The organism is Pseudoalteromonas sp. Z1A8 (assembly GCF_011378855.1).
GTDB lineage: Bacteria > Pseudomonadota > Gammaproteobacteria > Enterobacterales > Alteromonadaceae > Pseudoalteromonas.
On the sequence record NZ_WTLB01000031.1, the window covers coordinates 41,289 to 54,116 of the forward strand.

At 39.9% G+C, this 12,828-nt stretch carries 9 protein-coding genes; 6 read left to right on the top strand and 3 right to left on the bottom strand.

Annotated elements, in window-relative coordinates:
• Positions 1 to 364: 364 nt before the first annotated feature.
• The gene (locus GQR55_RS13010; protein ID WP_206012092.1) at positions 365 to 799 is read right to left on the bottom strand and encodes a pilin; all 435 of its coding nucleotides are present in this window, start codon (positions 797 to 799) and stop codon (positions 365 to 367) included.
• 492 nt (positions 800 to 1,291) lie between these two features.
• The gene (nadC, locus tag GQR55_RS13015; protein WP_166420944.1) at positions 1,292 to 2,143 is read right to left on the bottom strand and encodes a carboxylating nicotinate-nucleotide diphosphorylase; all 852 of its coding nucleotides are present in this window, start codon (positions 2,141 to 2,143) and stop codon (positions 1,292 to 1,294) included.
• A gap of 242 nt (positions 2,144 to 2,385) precedes the next feature.
• Here nadC and ampD point away from each other — a divergent pair, with 242 nt between their 5' ends.
• Together ampD and ampE are read left to right on the top strand one after the other, a co-directional pair.
• The gene (gene ampD / locus GQR55_RS13020; RefSeq protein WP_166420945.1) at positions 2,386 to 2,940 is read left to right on the top strand and encodes a 1,6-anhydro-N-acetylmuramyl-L-alanine amidase AmpD; all 555 of its coding nucleotides are present in this window, start codon (positions 2,386 to 2,388) and stop codon (positions 2,938 to 2,940) included.
• Positions 2,941 to 2,953: 13 nt separating this feature from the next.
• On the top strand, positions 2,954 to 3,805 hold the full coding sequence (gene ampE / locus GQR55_RS13025; RefSeq protein ID WP_165740943.1) for a beta-lactamase regulator AmpE: 852 nt from the start codon (positions 2,954 to 2,956) through the stop codon (positions 3,803 to 3,805).
• Positions 3,806 to 4,632: 827 nt separating this feature from the next.
• Here ampE and GQR55_RS13030 read toward each other — a convergent pair.
• Complete coding sequence (locus GQR55_RS13030; RefSeq protein ID WP_206012093.1) at positions 4,633 to 4,902, bottom strand: transposase; 270 nt, start codon at positions 4,900 to 4,902, stop codon at positions 4,633 to 4,635.
• Positions 4,903 to 5,588: 686 nt separating this feature from the next.
• Here GQR55_RS13030 and pdhR point away from each other — a divergent pair.
• The 4 genes from pdhR (at position 5,589) to lpdA (ending at position 12,634) form a co-directional block, all read left to right on the top strand.
• Positions 5,589 to 6,338, top strand: a complete 750-nt coding sequence (gene pdhR / locus GQR55_RS13035) for a pyruvate dehydrogenase complex transcriptional repressor PdhR (RefSeq protein WP_007586129.1) — start codon at positions 5,589 to 5,591, stop codon at positions 6,336 to 6,338.
• 90 nt (positions 6,339 to 6,428) lie between these two features.
• A complete protein-coding gene (aceE, locus tag GQR55_RS13040) occupies positions 6,429 to 9,095 on the top strand; it encodes a pyruvate dehydrogenase (acetyl-transferring), homodimeric type (RefSeq protein WP_166420947.1) in 2,667 nt (888 codons plus the stop codon).
• Positions 9,096 to 9,105: 10 nt separating this feature from the next.
• A complete protein-coding gene (gene aceF / locus GQR55_RS13045; RefSeq protein ID WP_166420948.1) occupies positions 9,106 to 11,025 on the top strand; it encodes a pyruvate dehydrogenase complex dihydrolipoyllysine-residue acetyltransferase in 1,920 nt (639 codons plus the stop codon).
• 184 nt (positions 11,026 to 11,209) lie between these two features.
• Positions 11,210 to 12,634: a dihydrolipoyl dehydrogenase gene (lpdA, locus tag GQR55_RS13050; RefSeq protein ID WP_166420949.1), complete on the top strand. Its 1,425-nt coding sequence runs from the start codon at positions 11,210 to 11,212 to the stop codon at positions 12,632 to 12,634.
• Positions 12,635 to 12,828 lie beyond the last annotated feature (194 nt).

The following is a 12,828-nucleotide window of genomic DNA, read 5'->3' on the forward strand; positions in this document are numbered from 1 at the left end:
AAAAAAATAGTGGGCTTAGTTTCGTTGATATTTTAATCCCTAAAATCACTAAACTAAGTAAAAGTATGTAATGGAGAAAGTGTAAAAAAGAAGTTAGTTGACTATTGCTAAGGATGGATGAATAAAAGCCAATAAGCAAAAGTATACTAAGAATTACTTTGTTTTTTTTCGAAATTAATGGAATGGTTTTGATTGATAAAACAATAACTGTTAACAATAAAGATTGAGCGAGCCTCTTTGTATCAAATAAATTTGCAGTAAAAACGCTCGTAATAAAAATAGTTATTAAAAAGATTGCTGGAAAATAAAAAATAATTCTTTTCATAATGAGTGGAGAGGGGCAGGCCCCTCTTATTAGTTTGGACTAAGTGCCGCGGCAGTTAGAAGGGCGATATTTGTCATCTACATTACCGCCAGTACAAGTCCATTTGATAGAGCCGCCACCAGCAACGCTTGGAGTTATAACTATAGTTTTACCGCTTTCAACTTTATTATTGTAAGTTATAGTTATTACACCATCATTTACTGCCACACCAGTTACTGCATTACCAGTTATAGATGTGCTAGCTGGTAAACCGGCCGCAGTATTATCTGTAGGCCAGCCTGCTTCAGAAACGTAGTATTCTGTAACTGCAGCTTTAGCTGATGCACCTAGGGTAATGCCTTCGCTCACATGTGCACGTTTTGTATAGTCTTGATAAGCAGGTAATGCTACTGCTGCAAGAATACCGATGATTGCTACTACAATCATTAATTCAATTAGGGTGAACCCCTGTTGTTTTTGAGTCATTGTTTTCATGTTTCCTCTCCTAAAGGATAGATTTTTGTAACTTAAATCACTTAAGCGGCAAATGCCTTACTTAATTTAACTGATTTACTTTACAGTTTTACTTAAAATTAATTTTATTACACTTTAGCTTTAGAGTATGAAACACAAAAGCTAGGCGTGAATTCATTATGTTTAGTACTAATTATAAAAGTTTACTAAGAGCACTACACGTTGTAGCAACAAATAGTATAGGCATAAAGTAAGTAGTTTAGTTGCTTTAGTTTTTAATTTTATTTTTAAAAATAAAGAACAACTAAAGGTTCTAGTTGTTTATGATTAACTTTTAAAGCAAAGTAATACAACAGTATTAGTCTATCATTTTATTTTAGTATTTAGCACGTATCTTCTCATAAAAAAGCGATTTTATTTAACAATTTGTTACAAAGTAAGCCTTTTGGGTTATTTAATGCTTTTTTACTTAACTTGTCAATTGATTAGCCGTATTAATTACCTGAAATAGCTCTAAAGTTGTTCAAAACGCATCGATAAATCGATTGATTGTAAGTTTTTTGTTAATGCCCCGCTTGATATAAAATCAACACCTGCTTGTGAGTAAGTTTTGAGCGTTTCTAGGGTCATATTGCCTGAAACCTCTAATTTTGCTCGCTTATTGGTTAAAATTACGGCTTGTTTAATCTGCTCTACGCTAAAGTTGTCTAGCATAATTATGTCGGCGCCAGCATCAATAGCTTGCTTAAGCTCTGGGAGTGATTCTACTTCCACTTCAACAGGTTTGTTTGGGTGGTTTTGTTTAGCCTGAGCTACAGCTTTGTTTATTGTGCCACAAGCCGCTATATGATTTTCTTTAATTAAAAAGGCATCAAATAAACCAATGCGATGGTTTGCACCGCCGCCACATTTTACTGCGTATTTTTGAAGTGCTCGCAGACCGGGTATGGTTTTACGTGTATCAAGTAGCTGCGTAGTTGTACCGCTCAGCTCTTTTACATAATGCGCTGTAGTAGTTGCAGTGCCTGACAGAGTTTGTACAAAGTTAAGTGCAGTACGTTCGGCGGTTAATATTGAACGAGCCGAGCCAATAGCGGTAAATAATGTGCTGTTTGCTTTAACTGCGTCGCCATCATTTATAAGTACATTAACTTCAACACTTGGGTCTACTTGTTTAAATACTTCAAGGATGATGTCTTTTCCGCAAAAAATGCAGTCTTCGCGGGTGATTACTTTGGCGCTCGCTTGCTCGTTTTGTGGGATCAATTGCGCGGTTATATCGCCTTCTTGTGCTGTTTGATAATTTAAATCTTCGTCAAGTGCTAGAGTAACAAGCTGAGTGATAAGGGTGTGCGAAATAGACATAAAATGCTCATAAGCGTTAATAAATTAAACAAATTTTACTATGTTTATAAAAGAAAGAGAAGCGGCTAGCCTCTAGCTACTGAAAGATAATAGCGTGAAGTGAATAGTGAATTTGCGCTCACAAGGTAGCTTTGAGATATTTGTAGGTGAGGTTTTATACCTCGCTTGTTACTATCATTTTTTTAATAAATCCATTAGCATCAGCGATATGTATATCTTGATATTTATATAATAAACGTATCATGAAAATAGATTTAAACGGTGTTTTAAGTACGGTAGCGCAGCGGGCTTGCTCGCATTTTGATGAGCGCCCTGATGAGGATGATATTTCTTTATTGGTTATTCATAATATATCGTTGCCAGCAGGGCAGTTTGGTACGCCATTTGTAGACGATTTATTTATGGGAAATATTGACTGCAATGCTCATCCGAGTTTTAGTGACTTAAAGAATTTACGTGTATCGGCCCATTGCTTTATAAAACGCACTGGTGAGGCTATACAATACGTGCCCTTTGAGAAGCGTGCTTGGCATGCTGGGCAATCTGAGTTTGAGGACGTGCCTGCTTGTAATAACTTTAGTATTGGCATTGAGCTTGAAGGTACCGACACCACGCCATATTCTTTAGCGCAGTACAAAACATTAACTACACTTAGTAAATCTATAATGCAACGCTATCCAAAAATCACCCCTTCGCGTATTGTTGGGCATTGCGATATTGCCCCAGGGCGTAAAACTGATCCTGGCAGTAGCTTTAATTGGCCATTGTTTTTTAATATGCTTGAACAACTAAGTTAAGAGAGTTATTCCCATGATTTTAGTTTCTATAATAATTGCATTAATACTAGAGCGCTTAGGGGCTCGGTCTAATTACTGGCAGATAAGTTATTACGCAAATGGTTATTTAAATCGCTCTAATAAATTACTTGGTGATAAGGGCTTATTTAGCTCAGCACCGGGCTTTTTAATTTGGCTTTTACTTCCAGTGATTGCGATGGCACTAATTTATTGTTTATCTGATTTTGTTTTGTGGCAGTTGGGCATTAATATCGCAGTGCTTTTAGTGTGCTTTGGTTGTGCTAAGCAGCGTGCTTTATACAAGTCTTACTTAAATGCGTTAACACGAGATGATGGTACTGCTGCATCTTTATATGCGTTGCAAATAGGGCAAAAGCGTACTGAAGGCGAAGAAAACGGTGAAACCTTTGGCCAAACATTGGCGTGGGTAAACTTTAGATTTTACTGTGCGGTTATTTTTTGGTTTGTTGTTTTAGGGGCGCCAGGTGCGGTTTTATATGCGTTAGTGCGTACCTTAGCCGATTTAGTACGAGAAGATCATAAAGTAATATTTGCTAAGCGGTTTAAGCTTATACACAAACTTTTATTTTGGCTCGACTGGTTACCTGCACGTATTACCAGCTTTGGTTATTTAGTAATAGGTAACTTTAATAAAGGCACTAGCTGTTGGCTACGTTACGTACTTAACTTTAAATCTCCAAATCGCGAAGTAGTTACGTGTACTGCACTGGCTGCAGAGCAAGTTGAAAAGCGTTATTACGGCTGTACCTACGAAGCCACTTGTATGATTAAGCTGGTTAAGCGTAATGTGCTTTTTTACTTAGTACTTATAGCGCTACTTACATTATTTGGCGGGCTATCGTAGTCGCGATTTTACATCGCGCATTGTGGTTTGTGGTTGGGTCATTGGTCGGTTAATATCGCTATAATGTCGCGGGGTAAACCCGCTGCTACGATATTTGCGTAGTCGCGATTTTATATCGCGCATTGTGGTTTGTGGTTTGTGGTTGGGAGGTTAGTTGTCAAATGTCGCGGGGTAAATCCGCTGCTACGATATTTGCGTAGTCGCGATTTTACATCGCGCATTGTGTTTTTCGGTTGGGAGATTAGTTGCCAAATATCGCGGGGTAAACCCGCTGCTACGATATTTGCGTAATTGCGATTTTACATCGCGCATTGTGTTTTATGTTTAGGTAATTGCTCGGTTAATGGTCGCGGGGTAAACCCGCTGCTACGATATTGCGTAATTGCGATTTTACATCGCGCATTGTGATTGGGTTAATGTTGCCCAATGTAGCTGCTACGATGTCGCGGGGTAAACCCGCTGCTACGATATTTGCGTAGTCGCGGTTTTATATCGCGCATTGTGTTTTTCGGTTGGGAGGTTAGTTGCCAAATGTCGCGGGTAAACCCGCTGCTACGATATTGCGTAGTCGCGATTTTATATCGCGCATTGTGCTTGATGCGTAGGTAATTGTTTGGCTAATGGTCGCGGGGTAAACCCGCTGCTACGATATTTGCGTAATCGCTATTTTATATCGCGCATTGTGTTTTATGTTTAGTTGATTGCTCGGCTAATGGTCGCGGGGTAAACCCGCTGCTACGATATTTGCGTAGTCGCGATTTTATATCGCGCAATATGTTTGATGGGTAGGTAATTGCTCGGCTAATGGTCGCGGGGTAAACCCGCTGCTACGAGTTTAGGTAAATACTGTCCCAATATGGGTAGTCTGCAATGTTTTCTATTAAATTTGCACGTAAAGGGTTCGCTACTATGTACCTAGCACAGCTATTTAAATCTTCGGTATTTCTTATTAAGTGATCATAAAACCCTTTCTGCCAAAGCTTTTGTTTGCCAAATTGTCTATACACCGAGGCTGAGCGTCCTTTGAAGCTTCTAATTACCTCGCTTAATGTTGCGCTATCGGATAATTGTAATAACCAATGAATATGGTTTGGCATTATCACGAAAGTATTTTATTTAATCAGTTGCTCTCTTTCTAATCCCCTCATTTCATTGATAATAGCTCTATTAATTATTAAGCTTGTGAATAGATTGTTTCGCTCATGACAAACCAGTGTAATAGCATAATAGTGGTTTGCTTTTGATACTCTTCCCTTTCGTAATAAATATGAACGATGCATAACATACCCGTATTTTAGCAATCACAGACCCACGAATTTAAAGCATATGCAATTTCTATAAATTTGCGTAGTCGCGATTTTATATCGCGCATGTGTTTATGGTTGGTTGGATTATTGCTCGGCTAATGGTCGCGGGGGTAAACCCGCTGCTACGATATTGCGTAGTCGCGAGTTTACATCGCGCATTGTGGTTTACTTTTATCCTGTTGTTAATTTCTTTAATAAATTCAACTAGAGTTAACACTCTATTTTTCTGGTCAGACCATTTATTTTCATCTCATTAACTTTGTAATTATTTTTGCAAATTGTGCTTTGTTTAATCTTCGTTCAAAATGCGTTACGCTACGTTACCCGTATAAGTAGACTGTAAATTGACAGCTATTAGGGTTTTTGATACCTTATTGAAAATTTTTGGTATGACCAATTTACCTTTTGGGTAAATCATACTGCTTAAAGCCCTGTTTTATGGGCTCTTGGTATTTATACAACGCGGACGTTGATTCATGTCTTTAAAGATTAAAGCGGCAAAGTTATCTGATGTTATTTTACAGCAACTTGAGAACATGATTCTTGAAGGCTCGTTAGCACCAGGTGAAAAGTTGCCACCAGAGCGTGAACTAGCAAAGCAATTTGAAGTGTCTCGCCCGTCACTGCGCGAGGCAATTCAAAAATTAGAAGCAAAAGGTTTAGTTACGCGTCGCCAAGGTGGCGGCACGTTTGTAAAAAATCAGCTCGAAGAAGGGCTTACTGATCCACTTTTTGATTTGATTAGTAAACACCCTGAATCGCAGTTTGATTTACTTGAATTTCGTCATGCATTAGAAGGGATTGCTGCTTACTACGCGGCACTGCGCGGGACCAGCAACGATTTTAGCAAAGTGAAAGAAAGCTTTGATAAAATTGCCCTAGTTAATGATGATTTACAGCAAAAAGCAAAAGCAATTAATGCATTTCACTTTAGCGTGGCAGAAGCCTCGCATAATGTGGTTTTACTGCATTTAGTTAGAGGTATGAAAGCGCTGCTTGAGCAAAATGTATTGCAAAATTTAACTGTTCTATTAAAAAAGTCAGATATTAGCAGTCAGTTAGCCCAGCATAGGCGTTTATTAATGGATGCCGTTATTGACGGTAATCCAGAACAAGCCCGTTTAGCAAGTAATGCGCACTTAGCATTTATAGAAGAAGCACTACTTGAAGCAGGCAAGGAACATTCGCGAATTGAACGTAGTTTAAGACGCACCAAACAAAATTAAGCTAGTACATTGCTACTTTGAACACACAAAATTAAGTAACAGTGATATTAAATTAAAACATTCGTATTTTAAACATAAGGAAACCTCCATATGTCTGAAGTCAATAAAATTGACGTAGACGCGCTAGAAACACAAGAGTGGTTACAAGCTCTTGAATCAGTTGTGCGCGAAGAAGGTGTTGAACGAGCTCAGTTTTTACTTGAGCAAGTGTTAGAGCAAGCCCGTTTAGACGGCGTTGATATGCCAACGGGTATTACCACGAACTACGTTAATACTATTCCTGTAGATCAAGAACCGGCTTACCCAGGTGATGTAAACCTTGAGCGCCGTATTCGTTCGATCATACGTTGGAACGCGATTATGATCGTTCTACGTGCATCGAAAAAAGATCTCGACTTAGGCGGCCATATGGCGTCTTACCAATCATCTGCTGCATTTTATGAAGTGTGTTTTAACCATTTCTTTAAAGCGCCAAATGACGTAGACGGTGGTGACTTAGTTTATTACCAAGGTCATATTTCTCCGGGTATATATGCACGTGCGTTTGTTGAAGGTCGTTTATCGGCTGCACAATTAGATAACTTCCGCCAAGAAGTTGATGGCGAAGGCTTACCATCGTACCCACACCCTAAGTTAATGCCTGAATTTTGGCAGTTCCCTACGGTATCAATGGGCTTAGGTCCTATTTCGTCTATTTACCAAGCGCGCTTCTTAAAATACTTAGATGGTCGTGGCTTAAAAGATACTAAAAACCAACGTGTATACGCGTTTTTAGGTGACGGTGAAATGGATGAGCCAGAATCACGTGGCGCTATCTCTTTTGCTGCACGTGAAAAACTAGATAACCTTTGTTACTTAGTTAACTGTAACTTACAGCGTTTAGACGGCCCAGTTATGGGTAATGGTAAAATTATTCAAGAGCTAGAAGGCTTGTTTAAAGGCGCTGGCTGGAACGTAATTAAACTAGTATGGGGCAGCGGTTGGGATATTCTTCTAGCTAAAGACACAACGGGTAAATTACTACAGTTAATGAACGAAACTGTTGATGGCGATTACCAAACATATAAAGCTAAAGATGGCGCGTACGTACGTGAAAACTTCTTTGGTCGTTACCCAGAAACAGCAGCACTTGTTGCTGACATGACAGATGACGAAATTTTCGCGCTTAAGCGTGGTGGTCATGAGTCATCAAAATTATTTGCTGCATTTAAAAAAGCAGAAGACACGAAAGGCCGTCCAACTGTAATTCTTGCTAAAACTGTAAAAGGTTACGGCATGGGTGAAGCAGCTGAAGGTAAAAACATTGCGCACCAAGTGAAAAAAATGGACATGTCGCATGTTGCACATTTACGTTCACGACTTGGTCTTGATGACTTAGTATCTGAAGATCAATTAAAAGAATTACCATACTTAGAGCTTGAAGAAGGTTCTCCTGAGTATAAATACCTACATGCTCGTCGTGATGCACTTAAAGGTTATACACCTAAGCGTATCCCACGTTTTAGTGAAAAATTAGCGTTGCCAGAAGTAGATGCATTTAAGCCGCTACTTGAGGAGCAAAAACGTGATATCTCTACGACTATGGGCTTTGTTCGTGCACTTAATATCTTATTAAAAGATAAAGGCATTGGTAAAAACATCGTACCAATTATTGCCGATGAAGCACGTACATTTGGTATGGAAGGTTTATTCCGTCAAATCGGTATTTACAATCCACATGGCCAAAACTATACGCCACAGGATCGTGATATTGTTTCTTACTATAAAGAAGCAACATCTGGTCAAGTACTTCAAGAAGGTATTAATGAGTTAGGTGCAATGTCGTCATGGGTTGCTGCTGCAACATCATACAGCACTAACGATTTACCAATGATCCCATTCTACATTTACTACTCTATGTTTGGTTTCCAACGCGTTGGTGACATGGCATGGATGGCGGGCGATCAACAAGCACGTGGTTTCTTATTAGGTGCTACTGCGGGTCGTACAACGTTAAATGGTGAAGGCTTGCAACACGAAGATGGTCACAGTCATATTCTTGCTAATACGGTTCCTAACTGTATTTCTTATGACCCAACTTACGCGTTTGAAGTAGCTGTTATTGTACAAGACGGTATTCGTCGTATGTACGGTGATGACCAAGAAAATATTTACTATTACCTAACGCTTATGAACGAAAACTACCATCAGCCAGCTATGCCAGAAGGCGCTGAAGAAGGTATTCGTAAGGGTATTTACAAGCTTGAAAGTTACGAAGGTAAAAAAGCCAACGTACAGTTATTAAGCTCAGGTACTATTATGACTGAAGTACGTAAAGCCGCTACGATTCTAAGCGAAGAGTATGGCATTGCGTCTGACGTGTTCTCTGTAACGTCTTTCAACGAATTAACGCGTGAAGGTCAAGATGTTGAACGTTTCAACATGCTTAATCCTGAAGGCGAGCAAAAAACAGCATATATCACAAGCGTATTAAACGACTCTGTGACTGTTGCAGCAACGGATTACATGAAAAACTACGCAGAACAAGCGCGTTCATTCATTCCAAGCAGCAACTACAAAGTGCTAGGTACAGATGGTTACGGTCGCTCTGATAGCCGTGAAAACCTACGTCGTCACTTTGAAGTTAACGCGGGCTACGTTGTAGTTGCTACATTATCTGAACTTGCTAAACGCGGTGAAGTTGAGAAGTCAGTAGTTGTTGAAGCTCTTAAAAAGTTCAACATCGACACTAACAAACTTAACCCACTGTACGCATAAGAGGTTTGCAATGAGTATTGAAATTAAAGTACCAGATATTGGTGACGATGAAGTAGAAGTAACCGAAATATTAGTAAGCGTTGGCGACAAAGTAGATGTTGACCAATCCTTACTGAATGTTGAAGGCGACAAAGCATCAATGGAAATACCGGCTTCGCAAGCGGGTACAGTGAAAGAAATTAAAGTAAACGTTGGCGATACCGTTACAACGGGCTCTTTAGTATTTTTGTTTGAAGGCGAGAGTGAAAGCACTGGTGAGGAAAATACATCAGCCGCTGCTCCTGCTAAATCTGAAGAGGCAGCACCCGCTGCTTCTACAGGTTCTTCGACTAAAGAAGTAACAGTTCCAGATATTGGCGATGATGAAGTTGAAGTAACTGAAATTATGGTTGCTGTTGGCGACACCGTTGAAGAAGAGCAATCTATCTTAAACGTTGAAGGCGACAAAGCGGCAATGGAAGTACCTGCTCCATTTGCCGGTACAGTTAAAGAAATTAAAGTAGCCGCTGGCGATACCGTTAAAACAGGCTCATTAGTGTTTGTTTTTGAAGTAGCAGGCAGCGAATCTGCAGCACCGGCCAAAAAGTCGGCTCCTGTAGAAGCGCCAGCAGCTAGTTCAACTGAAAACGCAGCTCCAAGTACTAAAGAAGTGAATGTACCTGATATTGGTGGCGATGAAGTTGAAGTAACTGAAATTATGGTTGCAGTTGGCGATACGGTTGAAGAAGATCAATCAATCTTAAACGTTGAAGGCGACAAAGCTGCAATGGAAGTACCAGCTCCATTTGCAGGTACAGTTAAAGAAATTAAAGTAGCCGCTGGCGATAAAGTATCGACAGGCTCATTAATTTTTGTATTTGAAGTTGCAGGCAGTGCGCCAGCAGCATCTGCACCCGCTGAAAAATCAGCACCTGCAGCGGCACCAAAAGCAGAGTCTAAACCGGCTCAAGCAGCACCTGGAAAAGCAAGTAACGAAAGCTTCACAGAAAACAGCGCGTATGCTCATGCATCGCCAGTTGTTCGCCGCTTAGCGCGTGAGTTTGGTATTAACCTAGCTAACGTTAAAGGCACTGGTCGCAAAGCCCGTATAGTTAAAGAAGACGTGCAAAACTATGTTAAAAACTTAGTTAAGCAAGTTGAGTCTGGTCAGTTATCGGCTAGCAAAGGTAATACTGGTGGCGGTGAGCTGGGTCTTATTCCATGGCCTAAAGTAGATTTTGCTAAGTTTGGTGAAATTGAAGAGCAAAAGCTTTCTCGTATTCAAAAACTGTCGGGTAAAAACTTACACCGTAACTGGGTACAAATTCCACATGTTACACAGTTTGACGAAGCTGATATCACAAGCCTTGAAGTATTCCGTAAAGAGCAAAATGTGCTTAGCGAGAAGAAAAAGCTGGGTGTTAAAATTACGCCACTTGTGTTTGTAATGAAAGCAGCTGCGAAAGCACTTGCTGAATTTCCAAAATTCAACTCGTCGCTTTCTGAAGATGGCGAAAGCTTAATTCTTAAGAAGTATATTAACATTGGTGTTGCGGTTGATACGCCAAACGGTTTAGTTGTACCAGTGTTTAAAGATGTTGATAAAAAAGGCATTATTGAACTATCACGCGAATTAATGGAAGTATCTGTTAAAGCACGTGACGGGAAGCTTACATCGTCTGATATGCAAGGTGGTTGTTTTACTATTTCTAGCCTTGGCGGTATTGGCGGTACGGCATTTACGCCGATTGTTAATGCACCAGAAGTGGCTATTTTAGGTGTCTCTAAATCTGAAATGAAACCTAAATGGAATGGCAAAGAATTTGAACCTAAGTTAATGGTTCCGCTGTCTATGTCATACGACCATAGGGTTATTGACGGAGCCTTAGCTGCACGCTTTACTGTGACTCTTGCAAGTTACATGAGCGATATTCGCCAATTGGTGATGTAATCGTTAGATAATAAATAGAATCAAATCCCAGCCAGTTGTTTTTAGCTGGGATTTTTACCATTTGCAATGATACAATCTTTGTACGAATTGCATCACTTTGTGCGCTGCTTACTCTTTCTGCCTTGCAGAAACATGGCAGTTAAATTTTAGGGCAGTGTCCCGTTCAAACAATTAAGGTAAAAGCATGAGCAACGAATTAAAAACTCAAGTTGTTATACTAGGCGGTGGTCCTGGTGGTTATTCTGCGGCTTTCCGTGCTGCTGACTTGGGCTTAGAAGTTACATTGGTAGAATCTCGTGAAACATTAGGCGGCGTATGTCTTAATGTTGGTTGTATTCCTTCAAAAGCACTTTTACACGTAGCTAAAGTGATTGATGATGCAGCTGAAATGTCATCTCATGGTGTTACTTTTGGCGCACCAAAGATCGATCTTGACCAAGTTCGTACTTGGAAAGATTCTGTAGTTGGCCAGTTAACTGGTGGACTAGAGGGCATGGCTAAAATGCGTAAAGTGAAAGTTGTATCTGGTTACGGCAAATTCACTGGCAGTAATACTTTAGTAGTTGAAGGCGCAGATGGCGCAACAACTATCACGTTTGATAACGCGATTATTGCAGCAGGTTCTAAACCAGTTAACTTACCTTTTATCCCACAAGATGACCGTGTAATTGATTCAACTGGCGCGCTAGAGCTTAAAGATGTACCAGAAAAACTACTTGTACTTGGTGGTGGTATTATCGGTCTTGAAATGGGTACTGTTTACCGTGCTCTTGGTTCTGCAATTGATGTTGTAGAATTTGCTGACCAATTAGTGCCAGCAGCTGATAAAGACATTATCAAAATTTACCAAAAATACGTAAGCAAAAAATTCAACGTAATGCTTTCAACTAAAGTTGTTGGCGTTGAAGCTAAAAAAGACGGCTTATACGTAACGTTTGAAGGTAAAAACGCACCAGCAGAACCTGTACGTTACGACAAAGTGCTTGTTGCAGTTGGCCGTACTCCAAACGGTAACTTACTTGATGCTGATAAAGCAGGCGTAAACGTTGATGAGCGTGGCTTTATTAATGTTGATAAGCAATTACGTACTAACGTAAGCCATATTTTTGCAATTGGTGACTTAGTTGGCCAACCTATGCTTGCGCATAAAGCGGTTCATGAAGGTCATGTTGCTGCAGAAGTTATTTCTGGTCAGAAGCATTTCTTCGACCCTAAATGTATTCCTTCGATTGCGTACACTGACCCAGAAATCGCTTGGGTAGGTGTTACTGAGAAAGAAGCAAAAGAGCAAGGCTTAAAAATTGAAACTGCGGTATTCCCGTGGGCAGCATCTGGCCGTGCTATTGCATCTGCTCGTACTGAAGGTTCTACAAAACTTATTTTTGATAAAGAAAGTGGTCGTATAATCGGTGGTGCTATGATCGGTATTAACGCGGGCGAAATGCTTGGCGAAATCGGTTTAGGTATTGAAATGGGTGCAGATGGTGAAGACTTAGCGCTTACTATTCATGCTCACCCTACATTGAACGAATCAATCGGCCTTGCAGCTGAAATTTTTGAAGGTTCAATCACTGACTTACCAAACAAAAAAGCAGTTAAAAAGAAGTAATTTAACTTTTTAGCATTTGTTTGAAAACCCAGCTTTGGCTGTAATGCCGATCATTTAAGAAATAGTTAATAGCACTTGAACGATCTTCTAGGTATGTAAGAATCCGAATTATTTTGTAGAATTCGGATTTTTTTATGCAACTTTCTAATGCTCTCGATATTATCAACAACATCAAACCTAATGAAGTTGAAACA

Excerpts from the sequence above, each read along its gene's own strand:
- GQR55_RS13010 (WP_206012092.1), bottom strand. The coding sequence starts at position 799 with ATGAAAACAATGACTCAAAAACAACAGGGGTTCACCCTAATTGAATTA.
- nadC (WP_166420944.1), bottom strand. The coding sequence starts at position 2,143 with ATGTCTATTTCGCACACCCTTATCACTCAGCTTGTTACTCTAGCACTT.
- ampD (WP_166420945.1), top strand. The coding sequence starts at position 2,386 with ATGAAAATAGATTTAAACGGTGTTTTAAGTACGGTAGCGCAGCGGGCT.
- ampE (WP_165740943.1), top strand. The coding sequence starts at position 2,954 with ATGATTTTAGTTTCTATAATAATTGCATTAATACTAGAGCGCTTAGGG.
- GQR55_RS13030 (WP_206012093.1), bottom strand. The coding sequence starts at position 4,902 with ATGCCAAACCATATTCATTGGTTATTACAATTATCCGATAGCGCAACA.
- pdhR (WP_007586129.1), top strand. The coding sequence starts at position 5,589 with ATGTCTTTAAAGATTAAAGCGGCAAAGTTATCTGATGTTATTTTACAG.
- aceE (WP_166420947.1), top strand. The coding sequence starts at position 6,429 with ATGTCTGAAGTCAATAAAATTGACGTAGACGCGCTAGAAACACAAGAG.
- aceF (WP_166420948.1), top strand. The coding sequence starts at position 9,106 with ATGAGTATTGAAATTAAAGTACCAGATATTGGTGACGATGAAGTAGAA.
- lpdA (WP_166420949.1), top strand. The coding sequence starts at position 11,210 with ATGAGCAACGAATTAAAAACTCAAGTTGTTATACTAGGCGGTGGTCCT.